Below are 22,121 nucleotides of genomic sequence, written 5' to 3'. Positions count from 1 at the left end.
GCGCACATCACCGTCGAGGTAAACCGCCTGGCATAGCGCGGCCAGACAGCTGGACGTCGAGCCCAGGCAACTGCGGCTCGACCGTTGGGCCTATGGTGACCAGTCATTCAACCAGTCACCAGGAGTTGCCCCATGTCCGATTTCATCACCGTCCTGCGCGAAACCTGCCCGACGCCGGTCGTGGACGCCACCAAGTGGAAGCGCATCGGCGGCGATCCGCACACCGTCAACCTCAATGCCTACCTGTCGGCCGACGGCAGCAAGATCATGGGCACCTGGATCTGCACCCCGGGCAAGTTCGAGGTCAACTACGATAAGTGGGAGTTCTGCCACTTCCTCGATGGCTACTGCATCATCACCCCGGAAGGCGAAGAGCCGAAGCACCTGAAAGCCGGCGACGTGTTCGTGATCGAACCGGGGATGAAAGGCACTTGGGAAGTGGTCGAGACCGTGCGCAAGTATTTCGTCTTCGCCTGATCCCCTGAAGCTAAACATCGCCCTGTGTAGGAGCAGCCTTGTGCTGCGAAGAGGCCAGTTCAGACACAGCAGTTGTGTTGTCTTGACTGGCCTCTTCGCAGCACAAGGCTGCTCCTACAAACATCTCTAGCCTGAAATACGGGAAAAAAAATCGCGGGGCAGGTGCCCTTCCCTCTGGTGCGCAGTTACAGAGGGAAGGCCACCTGGCCCGCGATGAAGCCCACCTGTTGCATCAATCTTTCTTGCGATAACCCTCGACGATGGCCGAGAAGTCCTTGCCCCCCTCGCCGCGCAGGCTCATGGCCTGATACAGCTGCTGGGCCACGGCGCCGAGGATCACCGGTTGGTGAGCCTGGCGTGCCGCTTCAGTGGCCAGCCCCAAGTCCTTGAGCATCAGTTCGGCGCCAAAGCCGCCGGTATAGCCACGCGACGCCGGTGCCGTTTCGATAATGCCCGGCCACGGGTTGTAGGTGTCCGAACTCCAACAACGCCCGGTCGAGCTGTTGATGATGCCGGCCAGCACCTTGGTGTCGATGCCCAGCGCGTTGCCCAGGGCCATGGCCTCGGACACGCCGATCATCGAGATACCCAGCAGCAGGTTGTTGCAGATTTTGGCGATCTGCCCGGTGCCGACCTCACCGCAATGCACGATGTTGCGGCCCATCTGCTCCAGTACCGGCTTGAGCGTGGCGAACAGCTCGGCGCTGGCGCCGACCATGAAGGTCAGGGTGCCCGCCGCCGCGCCGCCGGTGCCACCAGATACCGGCGCATCGCCCAGGTCCACACCCTTGGCCGCTGCGGCCTTGGACACATCACGGGCGGTCTGCGGGTCGATGGTGCTGCAGTCCACGGTAGGCGTACCGGCACGGATACCGGCCAGCACGCCATCTTCGTTCAGGTACACGCTGCGCACATGGGCCGCAGCCGGCAGCATGGTGATCACCAGCTCGCTGTTGGCCGCTGCGTCCTTGGGGGACGGGCTGATCTGCCCACCCAGTTCTGCCAGCTCGGCCAGCACGGCCTTGTTGAGGTCAAACAGGTTCAGTTGGTGCCCGGCCTTGATCAGGTTGCGGGCCATGGGCGCGCCCATGTTGCCGAGGCCGATGAATGCGATACGCATGACTTCTCCTTAGCGCAGGCTGATGGTGGTGTTCACACCGTCATTGACGCTGTCGTCATCGAACCAGCGGGCGGTAACGGTCTTGGTCTGAGTGTAGAACTGCACCACTTGCTTGCCGTACGGGCCGAGGTCACCGAGCTTGGAGCCACGGGAGCCGGTGAAGCTGAAGAACGGTACCGGTACCGGGATCGGGATGTTGATGCCAACCTGGCCGATATCGATTTCGCTCTGGAACTTGCGCGCGGCCGCGCCACTTTGGGTGAACAGGCCGGTGCCGTTGCCGAACGGGTTGGCGTTGACCAGGGCGATAGCCTCGTCGAGGGTATCGACCTCCAGGGTGACCAGCACCGGGCCGAAGATTTCCTGGGTATACACCTGCATGTCGGTCTTCACGCCCGAGAACAGGGTTGGGCCAACGAAGTTGCCTTGCTCGTAACCCGGCACCGTGACCTCACGGCCGTCGAGTTCCAGCTTGGCGCCTTCCTTGATGCCGCTTTCGATCAGGCCCAGCACACGTTCCTTGGCGCGTTTGGACACCACCGGGCCAACGTCGGTGCCTGGCTCGCAGCCGGCATTGACCTTGAGCTTGCTCGCCGCTTCCTTGATGTCTGGCAGCCATTCACGGGCCTTGCCCACCAGCACCGCCACCGAGGTGGCCATGCAGCGCTGGCCCGCCGCGCCGAAGGCGGCACCGACCAGGGCGTTGATGGTTTGAGTGCGGTTGGCATCGGGCAGCACCACCGCGTGGTTCTTGGCGCCCATCATCGACTGCACGCGTTTGCCGTGCTGGCTGCCGAGGTTGTACACGTGGGTACCGACTTCAGTGGAGCCGACGAAGGAAATCGCCTTGATGTCCTGGTGCGTGCAGATGGCATCCACCACTTGCTTGCCACCGTGCACCACGTTGAGCACGCCCGCCGGTACACCGGCTTCCAGCGCCAGCTCGACCAGCAGCATGGTCGACAGCGGATCCTGCTCGGACGGTTTGAGCACGAAGGTGTTGCCGCAGACGATGGCCATGGGGAACATCCACAGCGGGATCATGGCCGGGAAGTTGAACGGGGTGATACCGGCGCATACGCCGATTGGCTGGCGCAGGGTGTAGGTATCGACACCGCCGGCGACGTTCTCGGCGAACTCGCCCATCTGCAGGGTGCCGATGGACGCTGCGTGTTCGACCACTTCCAGGCCGCGGAAGATATCGCCTTCAGCGTCGGCCAGGGTTTTGCCCTGCTCGGCGCTGAGCACCTGGGCAATGCGTTTGGTGTGTTCGCGGATCAGCGCCTGCAGCTTGAGCATGATGCGCATGCGCGCGCCAATCGGAGTGTTGCGCCAGGTCTGGAAAGCGCTGTGGGCAGCGGCCACGGCAGCGTCGACTTCCTCGACGGTGGCGAACGGCACGCGCGCCAGCACCTCTTGGGTGGCCGGGTTGACGATGTCGCGCCACTCGGTAGTTTTCGACTCGACCCATTGGCCGTCGATCAGCAGCTTCACCTGCTCGACCTTGGTGCTGTTAGGGGACTGCGGTGCGTTCATCTGCGTTCTCCTTGGAATTATTGTCGGGACGAGATCGCCAGCGCCAAGCAAACGCGAGGTGGCGTCCTGAGGCTTGTTTCGAGTATAGATGTGCAAACATCCAACAAGAACGCACAAAAAAACCGGATCATCATGCAAAAAGACCTCACATCCCTGAGCGCGCTCAACTGGGACGACCTGAAGTTTTTCCTCGAAGTGGCCCGCACCCGCAAGGCCAGCAGTGCCGCCAAGCGCCTGAGCGTGGACTACACCACGGTGTCGCGGCGCATCAGCTCGCTGGAGGGGGCGCTGGGCACGTTGCTGTTCGAAAAGTCGCGGACCAACGGCTTTGTCCTCACCGCCGAGGGCCAGCGCTTGCTCGGTTATGCCGAGTCGATCGAAAGCACGCTGCACATGGCGTGCGAGCAGGTGTCCGGGTCGGGCGTGGCATTGTCGGGGCATGTCCGCATGGGCTGCACCGAGGGCTTTGGCAGCTTTTTCATCACCCCGCAGCTAAGCCACTTCGTCGATGCCTACCCGGCGATCTCGGTGGATATCCTGCCGCTGCCGCACTTCATCAGCCTGTCCAAGCGCGAGGCGGACATCGTCATTGCCCTGGAGCGGCCGGAGCACGGGCCTTATGTGTGCTGCAAGCTGTGCGACTACCGCTTGCGGCTGTATGCGACCCAGGACTATCTGGAAAGCCATGCGCCGATCCGCCAGGTGGCGGACCTGGCCAAACATCCGTTCATCAGCTACGTGGATGACCTGGCGTTCAGTTCGGAGCTTTTGTACCTGGCCAACCTGATTCCCGGTGCCAGCGCGCACCTGCGCAGTACCAGCGTGATTGCGCAGTACACCGCCGCGTTGCAGGGGCGTGGGCTGGCGATACTGCCGTGCTTCCTCGCTGCGCAGGACCCGCGATTGGTGACAGTGCTGCCCGAGGAGATCGAGGTGACGCGGCAGTTCTGGATGTACTGCCGGGAGGATTTGCGCAAGTTGAAGCGCATTACCCTGTTGTGGGATTACATCCGTGGGGTGACCGAGGCGAATGCGCCGTTGTTGATGGGCGAAACCCGCGAGATGCGGTTTGCTCAGGAATGATGGGGCTGCGCATTACCGAGGGCAACACAGATCCTGTGGGAGCGGGCGTGCCCGCGAACACCGGCGAAGCCGGTGCCAGACACCGCGTCGCCTGCTTCGCGGGCACGCCCGCTCCCACAGGGGATGTGTGAAAGCCCGTGAGGCGACTATCAGTAAGACGCCACCACGATAGACACGCGGCGGTTTTCGGTACGCCCCGCACTGGTGCGGTTGTCCGCCACCGGTTGTGTGCTGCCCAGCCCACGGGACTGGATGTTCTGCGCCTGCATGCCAACCCCGACCAACGCCTTGGTCACGCTCTGCGCACGGCGTTCGGACAGTTGCTGGTTGTACGTGGCCTTGCCCGACGAATCGGCATGGCCATCTACCCGCACGCCGTGGATGCCAACACCGAGCAGCGCCTTGCCAATGCGCTCGACAATCGCCTGGCTCTGGCCGTTGAGGCCATCCAGGTCGCTGCCGAACAGCACTTTGCCGGACAAGTCGTAGGCCCAGCCTTCATCGGTGGGGGTAAAGCCTTCGCGCTTGAGCACGGCAATCTGTTCGGGGGTCAGGCCCTTGGGGGGTGTGCTCTGGCAACCGGTCAGCGCCAGCACGGCGAGCAACAAGGCCCAAAGGGGGAAACGTAAAGCTTGTATCACGGGTTCAACTCCTGTTCTTGATTTCACTGGCGGACCGTTCCGTCTGCGCCACTTGCCAATGGCCACGGCGTTTGCGCTTGGCCTGGTACATCGCCGCATCGGCGGCATTGAGAAGACTGGCGGGGTCAGCGCCGTCATCCGGGTAATAGGCAATACCGACACTCAGTGAGGTGGCGATACTGCGGCCACCGTCCAACTGCACGGGCAGCTTCATGCTGGCTACGATTTTTTCGGCAATATGCTCGGCGTCCTGGCGCGACTGCAAAGGTGTCAGCAGCACCGCGAACTCATCACCGCCCAGGCGTGCCACCAGGTCGTGCTCGCGCAGTTGGGCACGCACGCGGTCGGCCACACTGATCAGTACTTCGTCGCCCACGGCATGGCCGAGGGTGTCGTTGATCTGCTTGAAGTGGTCGCTGTCGAGGAACAGCAGCGCCAGGTGGTCCTGCTGCCGTGCAGCGTTACGCACGCTGCGGTTCAGGCGCCCCTCGAAGAAGGCGCGGTTGGGCAGGCCGGTCAGGCTGTCGTGGCTGGCCTGGTGGGCCAGGGTCTGGTTTTCGTTCTGCAGGTGGCTGTGCCATACCTCCAGTTCGTCGAGCAGGGCATTGAAGTCGTTGCCCAGTTCGTTGAGTTCGGCAATCGGCGCTTCCGGCACGCGCCGGTCGAAACTGCGCTCGCGGCGGGCGGCGTGGGCGACGCTGGCCAGGCCACGCAGCGGGCGGACGATATCGCTAAGCAGGCGCCGCGACAGGTATTGCGCAGCCAAGGCACTGAGCAGCGTGCAGAACAGGATGCCGGCCAGGCCACTGAGCAGGAACAGCAACAGGCTACGGCCCTGGCCGACCAGCTCGATGTGCCCGACCTGCTGCTGCTGGTGCAGGATCGGCAGGTTGACCGGTTCATCCAGCAAGGCGGTGGCAACCTGCACTTCAAGCTTGGCGAGCATGCCGGTATCGCCCCGTTGCCAGTGCGCCAGCAGCTCGCCTTCGTCGTTGAAGACCTTGGCCTCGGCCACCTCCTCGTTACTGGCGATCAGCGCCAGCGATTCATTGGCCGCGGCACTGTCGTCGAATACCACCGCCGCTTCCACGGTGTAGTTGATGGAGCGGGCGATGAGGTGCAGGTTGTGATTGGCGTACACGCGCAGGGCGAGCACGCCCAGCAGGGTAAGGGAAATACCGGCCAGGCCCACGGCGAGCAAAGCAACGCTGAGGTGGCCACGGCCCAGCACCGAGCGCAGGGTCGGGCGCACGCCATGCTTGCGGGTCGTCTTCATGGCTGCACCGCCCGGCGCCGCGACAATTGCAGCACACTGGGGTGGATATGCACGCCGGAGCGCGCCACCGAGTCGAGGTTGACCTCAAAGGCCACCTGCTGGTCGCTGACCCTCAGGCAGAACAGGCTGCCAACCGTGCACGGGTCGTTCGCTTCGCTGATGCTCACTACCGGGTGGCCGCTGATGCGCTCGAACAGCCGATCGCGCTGCCCTTGGTCGAGTTTGCCGATGTAGATGGCATCGCAGGCCTGGGCGACCTGGGTATCCTCCGCCAGCAGGCGCCGCACTTGTAGCGGGCGGCCAGACTCCTGCACATGGCCTTTGATAAGGTCATCGGCGTATTCGGTCGGGCCGACAAGGCACAAGCGCAAGGGTGAAGGTTCGGCGGGCCAGCGGGCGTAACTGAAGATGCCGAGTACCACTTGGGTGACGGCCTTGGCGCGTTGCTGCGCCTGGGCGGCGGTTGTGGCGGTTTCTGCCTGGGCGGGGCCTGCAGAAAGGAACAGGACGGCCAGCAATAGCGAAAGCGCACAGCTTGTCACTCGCCTTGCGGCCACGTGCATGTGGGGAATCTCTTAAAGTCCTTTCTTGTATCGGCGCAACGATAGCACATGGCCGCATCGTTGTAGGAATGACCTGCTTTCTGTGTTGGAATTGATGGCCCTATCGCCGGCAAGCCAGCTCCCACAGGGACTCCACAGCCTTTGAGAGCTCTGCTGTACCTGTGGGAGCTGGCTTGCCGGCGATAGGCCTCGCGGTCCTACACCTGTTCGAGCATCAACCCGGAAATACGCCGGACCTTGCGCGCCACTGCTTCTTCGAAAATGCCTTGCCGTGGCTCGACCAGGCTGAAGCAGTGCTTGGCCCGGGTGATGCCGGTGTATACCAGCTCCTTGGTCAGCACCGGGTTGAGCGCATCGGGCAGTACCAGCGCGGTGTGGCTGAACTCCGAGCCCTGGGATTTGTGCACGGTCATGGCAAATACCGTTTCCACTTCGTTGAGCCGGCTGGGCAAGACGAAACGCACACCGCCACTGCCGTCGTTACGCGGGAAGGCCACCCGCAGCAGCGGCTCACCGCGCTCATCCGGCAGGCGCAGGGCGATGCCGATATCACCGTTCATCAGGCCCAGGCCATAGTCGTTGCGGGTTACCAGCACCGGTCGGCCTTCATACCAGGGCTGCTGGCTGTCGATCAGCCCGGCATTGTGCAGCACCCGTGCCACCCGTTCGTTGAGGCCTTCGACACCCCAGGCGCCACGGCGCACCGCGCACAGCAACTGGAAGTCCTCAAAGCTGTGCAGCACCTTGCCCGCCCATTGCTCCCACGCGGGGTCATCAAAGGCGGTTTCCAGTGCAGGCCGGTAGCGGCCCAGGGTGCGCAGATAGCTGCGGTAGCCCTGCGGGCCTTCGGCACCGCGGTTCAGGCCGTCGAGCAGCAGGCGGTCGAAAGCACGGTCCTGCTCGTGCTTGAGGGCAAGGCTGTGCACGTCGGCCGGCGGCTTGGCCAGCAGGTTGCGCGCTGCGTGAGAGTCCTGACGGTTGACCAGCCGCGCCAGCTGACCAATGCCGCTGCCTTCACCGAAGCGCCGCGAGAAGCGCAGCATCACCAATTGCTGGGCCAGCGGGTTGCGCTGCTCATCGCCGGTCTTGAGGCCGCTGGCGGCCAGCGACTCGCCACTGATCTGTTCCAGCCACGCTGCGGTCGCTGGCGAGTAATAGCCCTCCTCGGCATCCCGGCACAGGTCGCCCAGTACCGCACCGGCTTCGACCGATGCCAGCTGGTCCTTGTCGCCCAGCAGCACCAGGCGCGCCCGGGGCGGCAAGGCATCGAGCAGGTTGGCCATCATTTCAAGGTCGATCATCGACGCTTCATCGATTACCAGTACGTCCAGCGGCAACGGGTTACCGGCATGGTGGCGGAAGTGCCGCGAACCCGGGCGGCTGCCGAGCAGGCGGTGCACGGTGCTGACTTCGGTGGGGATTTGCCCGCGCACTTCGGCGCTGACTTGCAGCCGCTCGACTTGCTGGCCAATGGATTCGGTCAGGCGCGCAGCGGCCTTGCCGGTCGGCGCGGCCAAGCGAATGCGCAGCGGCCTGCCCTGCTCCACTGCCGGCCCTTGCAGCAAGGCCAGCAGGCGCACCACGGTGGTGGTTTTACCCGTGCCGGGGCCACCCGTGATGATGCTGAAACCGGCACGGGTGGCCAGCGCACAGGCGAGCTTCTGCCAGTCCACCTGGCCATCTGGCGCACCGCCCTCGAACAGCTGTGCCAGGCGACCTGGCAAGTCGGTCAGCGGCGCTTCGGCCTGGGTCAGGCGCTGACGCAGGGTATGGTCGATACGCCGCTCGTAGCTCCAGTAACGGCGCAGGTACAAGCGCTCGCCGCTGAGTACCAGTGGCCGCGCTTGTTGCCCCGGGGTATCGCCAGCGGCCACCAGCGGGCTGGCTGAAATGCGTTGGCGCCAGGCATTCAAGTCGAGGTTGGCCAGCAGTTGCGACGGCAGCAGCAAGGGCCCGATCAGGGCGTCGCCTTCGGGCGGCAACGACAGGGCGAAGTCGGGCTCGGCCAGGGTTTGCTGCAGGTCGAGGCAGACATGCCCGTGGCCCAGTTGGTGGCTGGCCAATGCTGCCGCCAGTAACAACAAGGGATCGCTGCCGGGGGCGCGCTCTTCGAGGAACGAGACGAACGCACGGTCAAGGGCCCGCAGCCAGCCCCGCTCAACCCAGCGGTCGAGCAGTTGCAGCAGGTCTGCGCTGTCGTGCTGTGGCGCCAGCGCCAGCAGGTGCTCGGCGTGCAACGGGGTGGGCAACAGGTCAACCAGGTTTCGGCTCATATCTCGGCTCCGGCAAACAGGTCCTGCTGTGCCGGTGGGTGCTCGCCACGGAACAGCGCATCAAGGCTTTCGATCAGCTCGCGCGGTGGCTTGGTGTGGTACACGCCGTGGCCGCTGCTGCTGGCGCCGCGCAGGAAGATGAACAGGGCGCCGCCGACATGGCGGTCATAATCGTAGTCCGGCAGGCGAGCGCGCAACTGGCGGTGCAGGGCCAGCAGGTACAGCACGTACTGCAGGTCGTAGCGGTGCTCGATAATGGCCTTTTCCATGGCCATGGCGTCGTAGGCCTGGATGTCCGGGCCCAGCCAGTTGGACTTGTAGTCGGTCACGTAGTAACGCCCGTCCAGCTCGAACGCCAGGTCGATGAAACCTTTGAACATGCCGTTGAGCACAGTCGGCTGCGCTGCCGGGCGCGCCAGGCCAGGGTGGGTGTGGCGTGCCACCAGGCGGTCGAGTTGTTCGGCGTCGACCCGGTGGCTGGCGAACCAGAATTCCATTTCGATCTGGTAATGACGCAACTGCCCCAGCGTCACGCCCTGGTCGCTGCCCGGCAACGGCAACGCCTCGCCCAGCAAGCGCTGCATCCACTGGCTGAGAGTAGGGATCCAGCCGGTCCAGTCGCGGCGGTTGCAGCGCTGACCAACGGTGCGCTCGATAAGTTGCGGGTTGCCGCTGACCTGGCTGAAGCCCTCACGGCCCGCCCACTCCAGCAAGCCATGCAGGAAGGTGCCGGGGTTCGGCCCCCGCGGAAAGCGGTGGATATCGCCACTGTCGGCCGGGACTTCGCGCAGTACCTGGGCATCGACCACTTCGTCATCCAGCAGCTGCTGGGCCTGCGAACTGTCGGCAACCAGCGCCTGATCGCCGATACGCAGGGCGCTGTAAGAAGCGATCCACCAATGCTCGGCTGCGGCGCGGCGCGGCTTGCGTGCGGGCAGCAGCTCACGGTCGGCATGCGGCATGCGATACACCTGCTCATCCGCCTGCGGCAGGCCCGGGCAAGTGATGTGCGGGCATGTCGCAGCCAACGCCTGCAACCAGTGCGTAAGCTGCTCCGAGCCGGCCAAGGCAAGGCCGCCACCCAGCAGGTAGCCAAATGCCGAGCGGTGCAGTTGTGAACTCTTCTGGTTACCGCGTTTGAGGTCGGCAACACCCAGCCAGCAAGCATGCTGGGCACGGGTCAGGGCCACGTAGAGCAGGCGCAGGTCTTCGGCCAGGCGCTCGTCGTCGGCGCGCTCGATCTGCGCCTGGTCCGGGGTCAGGGTGAGGTGGGCGTTGCCGTGGCTGTCATGCCAGGCCAATGGCAGGCGGCTGCCGTCCACCGGTTTGCTGGTGCAGATGAACGGCAGGTAGACCAGGGGATACTCCAGGCCCTTGGACTTGTGGATCGTCACCACCTTGACCAGCTGTTCGTCGCTCTCCAGGCGCAGGATCTGCTCTTCACCGGCCTGCCCGGAACTGGCCAGGTGCTCGGCCAGGTGGCGGATCAGCGCCTGTTCACCGTCCAGCTCACCCGCCGCCTGCTGCAGCAGTTCGGCCAGGTGCAGCAGGTTGGTCAGCACACGTTCGCCATCACTGCGGCGGATCAGCGTGCGCGGCAGCTGGAAGTCATGCAGCAGGTGCCGCAGCATGGGCAGCACACCCTGGCGTTGCCAGGTATCGCGATAATGGCGAAAACGCATGACCCAACCTTCCCAGACCCGTTCGTCCTGGTTCAGCCGGTCCAGCGCGGCCAGCGACAGGCCCAATGTGAGGCTGGCCAGTGCGGCCTTGAGCAGGCGCTCCGAGTCTGGCTCGGCGCAGGCCTTGAGCCAGGCCAGCAGGTCGTGGGCTTCATGGGCGGAAAACACCGAGTCCTTGTCGGACAGGTAAACACTGCGCACATCGCGTGCGGCCAGCTCGGCGCGGACCATCTGCGCTTCATGGCCGTCACGCACCAGGATGGCGATGTCCGAAGGCAGGCACGGGCGCAGTTCGCCTTCGCCATTCTGGAAGCCCGCCGTACCCTGCTGACCGCCATTGAGCAAGGCGACGATATGGCTGGCGCAACTGGCTGCCAACTGCTGGCGGTAGACACTGCTGGAGACTGGCTCTTCGCTTGCCAGCTGCCAGCATTGCAGGGCTGCACTGGCTTCCCCGTCAATCATCAGCTGTTCGCCACGGCCCTTGGCGCGGACTTCGATGAACGGCAGCGGGTTGTCGTCGGCCTCGCGGAACAGGAATGCGCCCCGCCCCGCTTCACGCGCTTCGGCCTGCAGGAACACCTGGTTGACCGCCGCGACCATGGCCTTGCTGGAGCGGTAGTTGGTGTCCAGGCTGTGCAGGCGGCCGCTGGTGGCGCGCCGTGCAGCGAGGTAGGTGTAGATGTCGGCACCGCGGAAGGCGTAGATCGCCTGCTTGGGGTCACCGATCATGAACAGGCCGGTTTCTGCGCGGTTTTCGCCAATCTGGTAGATGCGCTCGAAAATGCCGTACTGCACCGGGTCGGTATCCTGGAATTCGTCGATCAGGGCTACCGGGAACTGCTCGCGGATCAGGCCGGCCAGGCGTTCGCCGGCCTCGCTGGCCAAGGCGTGCTGCAGGCGCACGAGCATGTCGTCGAAGCCCATTTCCGCACGCCGGCGCTTCTCCACTTCGAAGCGTGCCGATACCCAGTTGGCGGCATGTTCGAGCAAGGGCGCATCCGGGCTGTCGAGCGCCTGCAATTGTTGTTGCAAGGTCTGCATGGCATGCAGTGCCGGGTGCTCCGGGGGGGCGCCGGTCTTCCAGGCCTCGGCTAGACCTGCCGGGGTGAGACGGGTGAAGCCTGAACCGAGGTCGAGCTCGACGACTTGCTCATCGGCCGCCCAGCCGCACAGCTTGTCGCACCACGGTTCAAAGTACTGTGCCCGTACCTTACGGCCATCGACTTGTTTGGCTTCCACCGCCTGCCGGAGGATCCCTCGCAGCTCTTCGGCCCACTGCGCCCAGGGCGCCTTCAGCCGGGCCAACTGTTCGCCACGTTGCTGCAGCGATGCCTGGATCAGTGCTGCGGGCTCTGGCCCATCCTGCGAGGCGCGCACGCGGCCAAACAGTGGGCGAATGCGCGGCAGCAAAGCATCGGGACTAACCCAGTTGCCACGCACCCAGGCCAGTGCGTCACCTTGCATGCCGTAGCAGAAGCGCCGCCAGTAATCGCGCATGACCTGGCCCAGCAGTTCGCTGTGGTCGGTTTCCAGCGTCTGTGTGAACAGGCTGCCGCTGTCGAAGGCATGCTCGCGCAGCATGCGCTGGCACCAGCCGTGGATAGTCGATACCGCCGCTTCGTCCATCCACTGCACGGCGATTTCCAGGCGGCCTGCACAACGCGGCCAGGCCTCTTGCGCGTAGTCATCACGCAACTGGTGCAGCAGCGGGTCGGCGCCTTCCAGTTCGCCACGGAAGAACCGTGCAGCCTCTGCCAGACGGGCGCGGATACGTTCGCGCAGTTCTTTGGTGGCTGCGTCGGTGAAGGTCACCACGAGGATCTGCGGTGGCAGCAGCTCGCGATCAAAACCTTGCTCCCCCCCGTGGCCGAGGATCAGGCGCAGGTACAGCGCCGAAATGGTAAAGGTCTTGCCCGTGCCGGCGCTGGCCTCAATCAGCTGGCTGCCGTGCAGGGGGAAACTCAGTGCCAGGGGACGGTCCTGGGTCATGCGCCTTTCTCCGGGTTGCCCAGGGTTTGCCAAGGGGCGGTGAACAAGGGGCGGTACAAGGTTTCGCACCAGCCTTCAAAGGTTTCATCGGCGGTCAGCGCGGCGAAGTCGCGGAACTGGCGGGCCAGGGCGATGCTTTCACTGCGCTCGCCGAAGCTGGTGCGCTCGTCGCCTTCATAGGCACGGGCAGCCGCTGCCAGGGCTTTGTCGGCATCGTCCTGGGCCAACCAGGCGAACGCGGTCTTGGCTGCAACCGGCAGCGGCACATTCATCGCCGCTTGGCGGGCCACCAACAGGTCGCCCAACAGTTGTGCGGCCTGCTCTTGCGGCAGCGGTGCAAGCAGCAAGGTCAGGTCGCTGGCCACCAGCGCACTGTTGTAGCGGTAGCCCGCCGCACAGGCCGCCAAGTGCGTGACCCAAGGCGCAATCAGGCGGTGCCACTTGAGGTTGTTGCGCCCGGCGCTGATGGTGTTGGGTACGGTAGTGATGCTGAGCAGGCTCTGGTCATCCGCCTGGAACACCCGGCCCAGCCAACCTTCAAGACGATGCTCGCCGTGCTCGAAATGCACCGGTAACGCGCCCTCGACCAGTTGGGGCCAGCGTTGCAACAACTGGCGGTGGCGTTGCAGCAGGTCTGGCAATGGTTCGATCAACTCGCTTTGCAGCAGCTCGCCAAAGCCGGCCAGCGGCAGCAAGCCACAGGCCTGCAGGCGTCGGGCCTGTGCCTGCAAGGCTTGCTCGGCATTGTCCGGCTCGGACAGTGCCGCACCGAGCAGGCTTTCACTGGCGCCGTAGCGTTGCAGGGTATCGAGAACGAACGGTTCTTCGTCCGGGGTTGGTGCCTCCAGCGCTTCGAAATACACCTTAAGCCGCTGACTGAAGAAATGCCGCACCGGGTGGCGCAGGAAGTCATTCAGCTGGGTCAGGCTCAAGGCTTCATCGTCCTGGTAAGGCGGCAGGGCGGAGTCACCCTGCTCGTCCTCCTGGCTCTGCCGGTGCAGCACCTGCCATTCATGGGCAAAGCTGAACAGCGGGCTGCCCTTCTCGAAGTAACGCGAGCTGAACGGTTGCAGCGGGTGCTCCTGGGTCAGGGCGTGCAGCAGTTGCTCGCCTAGCTGTACTGGCTGCCCCTGCTCTGCGCCGGCCAGATGCCAGCCGGTTGCAAGGTGATCACGCAACTGGCCGATCAATACCGAGGCCGGGCGTTCGCTGTTGTCGCGGATACTGCGCCCGACCCAGCTGATATACAGCTGGTCACGTGCCGACAGCAACGCTTCGAGCAGCAGGTAGCGGTCATCTTCGCGGCGCGAGCGGTCACCGGGGCGGTAGTCGCTGGCCATCAGGTCGAAGTCCAACGGTTGCTGGGCACGGGGGTAGTCGCCATCGTTCATGCCAAGCAGGCAGACCACGCGGAACGGAATGGCGCGCATGGGCATGAGGGTGCAGAAGTTCACCGAACCGGCGAGGAAGCGTTGCGACAACTTGCCCTGGTCGAGGCCCGACAGCCAGGCTTCACGTACTACGGTCAGCGGCAGTGGGTCTTGCAGGCCAACGGTCTCGCACACTTCAAGCCAGCTATCGCGCAGATCCTGCAACTGCATAAGCAGGAATTCGTCGCGCTCGCCCTCGGCCAGGAAGAACACTTGCAACAAAGCATTCAGGCGCTCCCCCCACTGGCTGACCGTGGCAGGCTCGGACAATTCCTGGCACGCCACTTCGAGCGCGTCGAGCAGCGCGGCCAGCGGGCCGATCAGTGCCGCGTCCAGGCCACCGATTTCATCGTAGGGCTCGATGCCATCACACGCTTCACCTACACCTACCGCGTAGCCCAGCAGCATGCGCCGCAAGCCGAACCGCCAGCTGTTCTGTTCAAGCCCTGCGGGCAACCCCAAGCTGGCGCGCTGCTCGGCATTGAGCCCCCAGCGAATGCCGGCGCCCTCGATCCAGCGGTGCAGCGTGGGCAAGTCATTTTCGCGGATGCCAAAGCGTGCACGCACGGCCGGTACGTCCAGCAGGTCGAGCACTTCGCTGACCGCGAAGCGGCTGTCCGGCAACTTGAGCAGGTGTTCGAGGGCGATCAGCAACGGCTCGCGTCCGCGTTGGCCCTGGTCGGTGAGGGTGAACGGAATGTAGCGCGGGTCATTGCGTTGCAACTGGCCGAACACCGCGCGGATATGCGGCGCATAGGTGTCGACGGCCGGCAGCATGACGATCACGTCACGCGGGCGCAAAGTCGGGTCGGCGCTGAAGCGGGCCAGCAGCTGGTCGTGGAGGATCTCCACTTCGCGTTGCGGGCTGTGGGCAATGTGGAAACGCACCGAACGGTCTTTTGTCGTGTCGACTGCCGGCCACAGCTCGCGGGTTTCGGCGAGCGGGCGCAGTTCGAGAATGTCGTCCTGCAACTGGTTGAGCAGCGTTGTGGGCGAACCGTCACTGAACAAGTCAATGCGGCCATCGCTGAACACACCCTGGTAGCTGCCCGGGTCGTCATAACTGTCGAGCAGGTTGATGTAGTCGCGGCCTTGTTTGCCCCAGGCTGCCAGCAACGGGTGGGCATGTTGATGCAGCGACTGGTCGTCCAGTTGCAGGGGCATGCCCTGCTTGCGCTGCTGGCGCTTGTACTGATGGCGCAGCAGGTCCTTATCGGCAACGATATCGGCCCAGTGGTGGCGGCAGGGGTTGTGCACGCACAGCAGCACCTGGCTGAAGCGCGCCAAGCCCGCCAACGCTTCCAGCGCCTGGGCTGGCAGCGAGGAGATGCCGAACACGATCACCCGTGGAGGGAGCCCAGCAGGTGCCTGCTGCAGGCTGTTGATACGCTCGATGAAGCGCTGATGCACCCCGGCGCGGCTCTGTGCCATGCCCTCTTCGCCAACATCCTCCAGCAGCGCGCGCCACAGTTCGGCCTGCCAGCGGTTGCCCGGGGGCAGCACTTTGCGCTCGCCGCGGGCGGTGTTGAGGATGTGATCGCCCGCAGCCCAGTCCTTGAGCCAATCGGCGCGGTAGACCTGGTACTGGTCAAACAGGTCGGCCAGGCGTTCGGCGAGCTGGTAACGCTTGCGCAGGTCGCTGTCGTCGGTAAGGAAGCGCCGCAGCGGTTCGAAATGCGCTCGCTCGATCAGAGCCGGCAGCAGGCGCATCAGGCGCCAGGTAAGCGGGGCCTTGTCGAGCAGGGAAACTTCAGGAATTTCGCCGCGGCCCAGCACGCTTCGGTACAGCTGCCACATGAAGCTGCCAGGCAGTTGAACATCGATTGCGGCGGCGATGCCACAACCACCCTGGTCGTCTTCAAGCGGGTCTTCGGCCAGGGCCAGCTTGAGCCATTGGGCGATGCCATTGCTTTGCACCAGAGCGATTTCGTTTTCCAGCGGCGCCAAAGGGTAGCGACGCATCCAGCTCACCACCAGGCTGCGCAGGTCGTCCAGGCGGTTGCCGTGGACGATCATGAAGCCGGGGTGGAGGTGGGTGGTGTTGGGCATCGGAGGGTCTCTGGCAGGCGCTGATGGCTGAGGGGGAACGATATCACGCGAACATGAAAGGGCCGAATGCCATCATTTTGAGCGCCCTTGGCTGGCGTTGCAGCATTCACTGTAGGAGCAGCCTTGTGCTGCGAAGTGGCCATTGCAGCCAAAGATAATCTTTAGCCTTACTGGCCTCTTCGCAGCGCAAGGCTGCTCCTACACGGGTTCGGGCAGGGCTTGGGATTTTTGAGCCACAAAGACAAAACCCCTACCTGCATGCGCAGATAGGGGTTTTGCGAAATGAATCTTGACGATGACCTACTCTCACATGGGGAAACCCCACACTACCATCGGCGATGCATCGTTTCACTACTGAGTTCGGGATGGGATCAGGTGGTTCCAATGCTCTATGGTCGTCAAGAAATTCTGTAGCCAGAATGTCCAGATGGACAGCCCAGCGAATTCGGATATGCGATATTTGTGGTTTGTTGATTGCTTGGGTGTTATATGGTCAAGCCTCACGGGCAATTAGTATTGGTTAGCTCAACGCCTCACAGCGCTTACACACCCAACCTATCAACGTCGTAGTCTTCGACGGCCCTTTAGGGGATTCAAGATCCCAGTGAGATCTCATCTTGAGGCAAGTTTCCCGCTTAGATGCTTTCAGCGGTTATCTCTTCCGAACATAGCTACCCGGCAATGCCACTGGCGTGACAACCGGAACACCAGAGGTTCGTCCACTCCGGTCCTCTCGTACTAGGAGCAGCCCCTCTCAAATCTCAAACGTCCACGGCAGATAGGGACCGAACTGTCTCACGACGTTCTAAACCCAGCTCGCGTACCACTTTAAATGGCGAACAGCCATACCCTTGGGACCGGCTTCAGCCCCAGGATGTGATGAGCCGACATCGAGGTGCCAAACACCGCCGTCGATATGAACTCTTGGGCGGTATCAGCCTGTTATCCCCGGAGTACCTTTTATCCGTTGAGCGATGGCCCTTCCATACAGAACCACCGGATCACTAAGACCTACTTTCGTACCTGCTCGACGTGTGTGTCTCGCAGTCAAGCGCGCTTTTGCCTTTATACTCTACGACCGATTTCCGACCGGTCTGAGCGCACCTTCGTACTCCTCCGTTACTCTTTGGGAGGAGACCGCCCCAGTCAAACTACCCACCATACACTGTCCTCGATCCGGATAACGGACCTGAGTTAGAACCTCAAAGTTGCCAGGGTGGTATTTCAAGGATGGCTCCATGAGAACTGGCGTCCCCACTTCAAAGCCTCCCACCTATCCTACACAAGCAAATTCAAAGTCCAGTGCAAAGCTATAGTAAAGGTTCACGGGGTCTTTCCGTCTAGCCGCGGATACACTGCATCTTCACAGCGATTTCAATTTCACTGAGTCTCGGGTGGAGACAGCGCCGCCATCGTTACGCCATTCGTGCAGGTCGGAACTTACCCGACAAGGAATTTCGCTACCTTAGGACCGTTATAGTTACGGCCGCCGTTTACCGGGGCTTCGATCAAGAGCTTCGCTTGCGCTAACCCCATCAATTAACCTTCCGGCACCGGGCAGGCGTCACACCCTATACGTCCACTTTCGTGTTTGCAGAGTGCTGTGTTTTTAATAAACAGTCGCAGCGGCCTGGTATCTTCGACCGGCATGGGCTTACGGAGCAAGTCCTTGCAAATTGCTTGGGTGTTATATGGTCAAGCCTCACGGGCAATTAGTATTGGTTAGCTCAACGCCTCACAGCGCTTACACACCCAACCTATCAACGTCGTAGTCTTCGACGGCCCTTTAGGGGATTCAAGATCCCAGTGAGATCTCATCTTGAGGCAAGTTTCCCGCTTAGATGCTTTCAGCGGTTATCTCTTCCGAACATAGCTACCCGGCAATGCCACTGGCGTGACAACCGGAACACCAGAGGTTCGTCCACTCCGGTCCTCTCGTACTAGGAGCAGCCCCTCTCAAATCTCAAACGTCCACGGCAGATAGGGACCGAACTGTCTCACGACGTTCTAAACCCAGCTCGCGTACCACTTTAAATGGCGAACAGCCATACCCTTGGGACCGGCTTCAGCCCCAGGATGTGATGAGCCGACATCGAGGTGCCAAACACCGCCGTCGATATGAACTCTTGGGCGGTATCAGCCTGTTATCCCCGGAGTACCTTTTATCCGTTGAGCGATGGCCCTTCCATACAGAACCACCGGATCACTAAGACCTACTTTCGTACCTGCTCGACGTGTGTGTCTCGCAGTCAAGCGCGCTTTTGCCTTTATACTCTACGACCGATTTCCGACCGGTCTGAGCGCACCTTCGTACTCCTCCGTTACTCTTTGGGAGGAGACCGCCCCAGTCAAACTACCCACCATACACTGTCCTCGATCCGGATAACGGACCTGAGTTAGAACCTCAAAGTTGCCAGGGTGGTATTTCAAGGATGGCTCCATGAGAACTGGCGTCCCCACTTCAAAGCCTCCCACCTATCCTACACAAGCAAATTCAAAGTCCAGTGCAAAGCTATAGTAAAGGTTCACGGGGTCTTTCCGTCTAGCCGCGGATACACTGCATCTTCACAGCGATTTCAATTTCACTGAGTCTCGGGTGGAGACAGCGCCGCCATCGTTACGCCATTCGTGCAGGTCGGAACTTACCCGACAAGGAATTTCGCTACCTTAGGACCGTTATAGTTACGGCCGCCGTTTACCGGGGCTTCGATCAAGAGCTTCGCTTGCGCTAACCCCATCAATTAACCTTCCGGCACCGGGCAGGCGTCACACCCTATACGTCCACTTTCGTGTTTGCAGAGTGCTGTGTTTTTAATAAACAGTCGCAGCGGCCTGGTATCTTCGACCGGCATGGGCTTACGGAGCAAGTCCTTGACCCTCGCCGGCGCACCTTCTCCCGAAGTTACGGTGCCATTTTGCCTAGTTCCTTCACCCGAGTTCTCTCAAGCGCCTTGGTATTCTCTACCTAACCACCTGTGTCGGTTTGGGGTACGGTTCCCAGTTATCTGAAGCTTAGGAGCTTTTCTTGGAAGCATGGTATCAACCACTTCGTCGCCTAATGGCAACTCGTCATCAGCTCTCGGCCTTAGAATCCCGGATTTGCCTAAGATTCCAGCCTACCACCTTAAACCTGGACAACCAACGCCAGGCTGGCCTAACCTTCTCCGTCCCTCCATCGCAATAACTGGAAGTACAGGAATATTAACCTGTTTTCCATCGACTACGCTTTTCAGCCTCGCCTTAGGGACCGACTAACCCTGCGTCGATTAACGTTGCGCAGGAAACCTTGGTCTTTCGGCGTGCGAGTTTTTCACTCGTGATACCCGTAGCTTCGGTGCATGGTTTGAGCCCCGTTACATCTTCCGCGCAGGCCGACTCGACTAGTGAGCTATTACGCTTTCTTTAAAGGGTGGCTGCTTCTAAGCCAACCTCCTAGCTGTCTAAGCCTTCCCACATCGTTTCCCACTTAACCATGACTTTGGGACCTTAGCTGACGGTCTGGGTTGTTTCCCTTTTCACGACGGACGTTAGCACCCGCCGTGTGTCTCCCATGCTCGGCACTTGTAGGTATTCGGAGTTTGCATCGGTTTGGTAAGTCGGGATGACCCCCTAGCCGAAACAGTGCTCTACCCCCTACAGTGATACATGAGGCGCTACCTAAATAGCTTTCGAGGAGAACCAGCTATCTCCGAGCTTGATTAGCCTTTCACTCCGATCCACAGGTCATCCGCTAACTTTTCAACGGTAGTCGGTTCGGTCCTCCAGTCAGTGTTACCTAACCTTCAACCTGCCCATGGATAGATCGCCCGGTTTCGGGTCTATACCCAGCGACTAAACGCCCTATTAAGACTCGCTTTCGCTACGCCTCCCCTATTCGGTTAAGCTCGCCACTGAATATAAGTCGCTGACCCATTATACAAAAGGTACGCAGTCACCTAACAAAGTAGGCTCCCACTGCTTGTACGCATACGGTTTCAGGATCTATTTCACTCCCCTCTCCGGGGTTCTTTTCGCCTTTCCCTCACGGTACTAGTTCACTATCGGTCAGTCAGTAGTATTTAGCCTTGGAGGATGGTCCCCCCATATTCAGACAAAGTTTCTCGTGCTCCGTCCTACTCGATTTCATTGATAAGAGATTTTCGTGTACGGGGCTATCACCCACTATGGCCGCACTTTCCAGAGCGTTCCACTAATCTCAAACCAACTTAAGGGCTGGTCCCCGTTCGCTCGCCACTACTAAGGGAATCTCGGTTGATTTCTTTTCCTCAGGGTACTTAGATGTTTCAGTTCCCCTGGTTCGCCTCTTGCACCTATGTATTCAGTACAAGATAACCAGCTTATGCTGGCTGGGTTCCCCCATTCAGAGATCTCTGGATCACAGTCTGTTTGCCGACTCCCCAAAGCTTATCGCAGGCTACCACGTCTTTCATCGCCTCTGACTGCCAAGGCATCCACCGTATGCGCTTCTTCACTTGACCATATTTACAGCATCGTCTTTATACAAGTGAATCAAGCAATTCGTGTGGGAGCTCATCAGCAGGCTGATGTCGTCGATTAAGGAGGTGATCCAGCCGCAGGTTCCCCTACGGCTACCTTGTTACGACTTCACCCCAGTCATGAATCACACCGTGGTAACCGTCCTCCCGAAGGTTAGACTAGCTACTTCTGGTGCAACCCACTCCCATGGTGTGACGGGCGGTGTGTACAAGGCCCGGGAACGTATTCACCGCGACATTCTGATTCGCGATTACTAGCGATTCCGACTTCACGCAGTCGAGTTGCAGACTGCGATCCGGACTACGATCGGTTTTGTGAGATTAGCTCCACCTCGCGGCTTGGCAACCCTCTGTACCGACCATTGTATCAACATTCGCAGGGAATGCTCATTTCTGAGTTCTGATCAGCAAATGAATCAAGCAATTCGTGTGGGAGCTCATCAGCAGGCTGATGTCGTCGATTAAGGAGGTGATCCAGCCGCAGGTTCCCCTACGGCTACCTTGTTACGACTTCACCCCAGTCATGAATCACACCGTGGTAACCGTCCTCCCGAAGGTTAGACTAGCTACTTCTGGTGCAACCCACTCCCATGGTGTGACGGGCGGTGTGTACAAGGCCCGGGAACGTATTCACCGCGACATTCTGATTCGCGATTACTAGCGATTCCGACTTCACGCAGTCGAGTTGCAGACTGCGATCCGGACTACGATCGGTTTTGTGAGATTAGCTCCACCTCGCGGCTTGGCAACCCTCTGTACCGACCATTGTAGCACGTGTGTAGCCCAGGCCGTAAGGGCCATGATGACTTGACGTCATCCCCACCTTCCTCCGGTTTGTCACCGGCAGTCTCCTTAGAGTGCCCACCATTACGTGCTGGTAACTAAGGACAAGGGTTGCGCTCGTTACGGGACTTAACCCAACATCTCACGACACGAGCTGACGACAGCCATGCAGCACCTGTGTCAGAGTTCCCGAAGGCACCAATCTATCTCTAGAAAGTTCTCTGCATGTCAAGGCCTGGTAAGGTTCTTCGCGTTGCTTCGAATTAAACCACATGCTCCACCGCTTGTGCGGGCCCCCGTCAATTCATTTGAGTTTTAACCTTGCGGCCGTACTCCCCAGGCGGTCAACTTAATGCGTTAGCTGCGCCACTAAAATCTCAAGGATTCCAACGGCTAGTTGACATCGTTTACGGCGTGGACTACCAGGGTATCTAATCCTGTTTGCTCCCCACGCTTTCGCACCTCAGTGTCAGTATCAGTCCAGGTGGTCGCCTTCGCCACTGGTGTTCCTTCCTATATCTACGCATTTCACCGCTACACAGGAAATTCCACCACCCTCTACCGTACTCTAGCTTGCCAGTTTTGGATGCAGTTCCCAGGTTGAGCCCGGGGCTTTCACATTCAACTTAACAAACCACCTACGCGCGCTTTACGCCCAGTAATTCCGATTAACGCTTGCACCCTCTGTATTACCGCGGCTGCTGGCACAGAGTTAGCCGG

10 protein-coding genes, 3 rRNA genes and 1 other annotated feature are annotated in these 22,121 nt (G+C 61.3%); of the genes, 2 read left to right on the top strand and 11 right to left on the bottom strand.

Features of this window, described 5'->3' with window-relative positions:
- The first annotated feature begins 132 nt into the window (after positions 1-132).
- Positions 133-477 (top strand): cupin domain-containing protein, encoded by a 345-nt coding sequence (locus AK81_RS25520; protein WP_003251579.1) that lies wholly within the window; start codon positions 133-135, stop codon positions 475-477.
- Between the two features lie 232 nt (positions 478-709).
- On the opposite strand, the gene mmsB is transcribed toward AK81_RS25520, so the two are convergent.
- Both mmsB and AK81_RS25510 read right to left on the bottom strand, forming a co-directional pair.
- Entirely contained in the window at positions 710-1,597 is an 888-nt protein-coding gene (gene mmsB / locus AK81_RS25515) for a 3-hydroxyisobutyrate dehydrogenase (RefSeq protein WP_016497903.1), read from the bottom strand.
- 9 nt (positions 1,598-1,606) lie between these two features.
- A complete protein-coding gene (locus AK81_RS25510; protein WP_043203713.1) occupies positions 1,607-3,133 on the bottom strand; it encodes a CoA-acylating methylmalonate-semialdehyde dehydrogenase in 1,527 nt (508 codons plus the stop codon).
- Positions 3,134-3,265: 132 nt separating this feature from the next.
- Between AK81_RS25510 and AK81_RS25505 the strand changes: the two genes are divergently transcribed.
- Positions 3,266-4,216 (top strand): LysR family transcriptional regulator, encoded by a 951-nt coding sequence (locus AK81_RS25505; protein WP_043203711.1) that lies wholly within the window; start codon positions 3,266-3,268, stop codon positions 4,214-4,216.
- A gap of 149 nt (positions 4,217-4,365) precedes the next feature.
- On the opposite strand, the gene AK81_RS25500 is transcribed toward AK81_RS25505, so the two are convergent.
- The 9 genes from AK81_RS25500 to AK81_RS25460 form a co-directional block, all read right to left on the bottom strand.
- Positions 4,366-4,857 carry an OmpA family protein gene (locus tag AK81_RS25500; protein WP_043203709.1) on the bottom strand — a complete coding sequence of 164 codons (492 nt, stop codon included), beginning with the start codon at positions 4,855-4,857 and terminating at the stop codon, positions 4,366-4,368.
- 4 nt (positions 4,858-4,861) lie between these two features.
- Positions 4,862-6,133 (bottom strand): diguanylate cyclase domain-containing protein, encoded by a 1,272-nt coding sequence (locus tag AK81_RS25495; protein ID WP_043203707.1) that lies wholly within the window; start codon positions 6,131-6,133, stop codon positions 4,862-4,864.
- Positions 6,130-6,696 (bottom strand): YfiR family protein, encoded by a 567-nt coding sequence (locus tag AK81_RS25490; RefSeq protein WP_043203706.1) that lies wholly within the window; start codon positions 6,694-6,696, stop codon positions 6,130-6,132. Before AK81_RS25490 ends, AK81_RS25495 begins: the two co-directional genes overlap by 4 nt.
- A 197-nt stretch (positions 6,697-6,893) precedes the next feature.
- Complete coding sequence (gene recD / locus AK81_RS25485) at positions 6,894-8,969, bottom strand: exodeoxyribonuclease V subunit alpha (RefSeq protein WP_043203704.1); 2,076 nt, start codon at positions 8,967-8,969, stop codon at positions 6,894-6,896.
- Positions 8,966-12,643 carry an exodeoxyribonuclease V subunit beta gene (recB, locus tag AK81_RS25480; RefSeq protein WP_043203703.1) on the bottom strand — a complete coding sequence of 1,226 codons (3,678 nt, stop codon included), beginning with the start codon at positions 12,641-12,643 and terminating at the stop codon, positions 8,966-8,968. The genes recD and recB overlap by 4 nt, the downstream gene beginning before the upstream one ends.
- A complete protein-coding gene (gene recC, locus AK81_RS25475; protein WP_043203701.1) occupies positions 12,640-16,122 on the bottom strand; it encodes an exodeoxyribonuclease V subunit gamma in 3,483 nt (1,160 codons plus the stop codon). Before recC ends, recB begins: the two co-directional genes overlap by 4 nt.
- Positions 16,123-16,409: 287 nt before the next feature.
- Positions 16,410-16,525: ribosomal RNA gene (rrf, locus tag AK81_RS25470) — 5S ribosomal RNA — on the bottom strand.
- A gap of 99 nt (positions 16,526-16,624) precedes the next feature.
- Positions 16,625-17,497: a sequence feature (23S ribosomal RNA rRNA prediction is too short), on the bottom strand.
- A 329-nt stretch (positions 17,498-17,826) separates the two neighbouring features.
- Positions 17,827-20,586, bottom strand: a 23S ribosomal RNA gene (locus AK81_RS25465).
- A 494-nt stretch (positions 20,587-21,080) separates the two neighbouring features.
- Positions 21,081-22,121, bottom strand: a 16S ribosomal RNA gene (locus tag AK81_RS25460); the annotation flags it as partial.

This window comes from Pseudomonas putida W15Oct28 (assembly GCF_000708715.2).
Classification (GTDB): domain Bacteria; phylum Pseudomonadota; class Gammaproteobacteria; order Pseudomonadales; family Pseudomonadaceae; genus Aquipseudomonas; species Aquipseudomonas putida_R.
The sequence above is the reverse complement of the archived record's forward strand: the minus strand, read 5'-3'. Positions and strand labels throughout refer to the sequence as shown.

Coding starts and splice junctions, on each gene's coding strand:
- recC (WP_043203701.1), bottom strand. CDS start 16,122: ATGCCCAACACCACCCACCTCCACCCCGGCTTCATGATCGTCCACGGC.
- AK81_RS25495 (WP_043203707.1), bottom strand. CDS start 6,133: ATGAAGACGACCCGCAAGCATGGCGTGCGCCCGACCCTGCGCTCGGTG.
- AK81_RS25520 (WP_003251579.1), top strand. CDS start 133: ATGTCCGATTTCATCACCGTCCTGCGCGAAACCTGCCCGACGCCGGTC.
- mmsB (WP_016497903.1), bottom strand. CDS start 1,597: ATGCGTATCGCATTCATCGGCCTCGGCAACATGGGCGCGCCCATGGCC.
- AK81_RS25505 (WP_043203711.1), top strand. CDS start 3,266: ATGCAAAAAGACCTCACATCCCTGAGCGCGCTCAACTGGGACGACCTG.
- AK81_RS25490 (WP_043203706.1), bottom strand. CDS start 6,696: ATGCACGTGGCCGCAAGGCGAGTGACAAGCTGTGCGCTTTCGCTATTG.
- AK81_RS25510 (WP_043203713.1), bottom strand. CDS start 3,133: ATGAACGCACCGCAGTCCCCTAACAGCACCAAGGTCGAGCAGGTGAAG.
- recB (WP_043203703.1), bottom strand. CDS start 12,643: ATGACCCAGGACCGTCCCCTGGCACTGAGTTTCCCCCTGCACGGCAGC.
- recD (WP_043203704.1), bottom strand. CDS start 8,969: ATGAGCCGAAACCTGGTTGACCTGTTGCCCACCCCGTTGCACGCCGAG.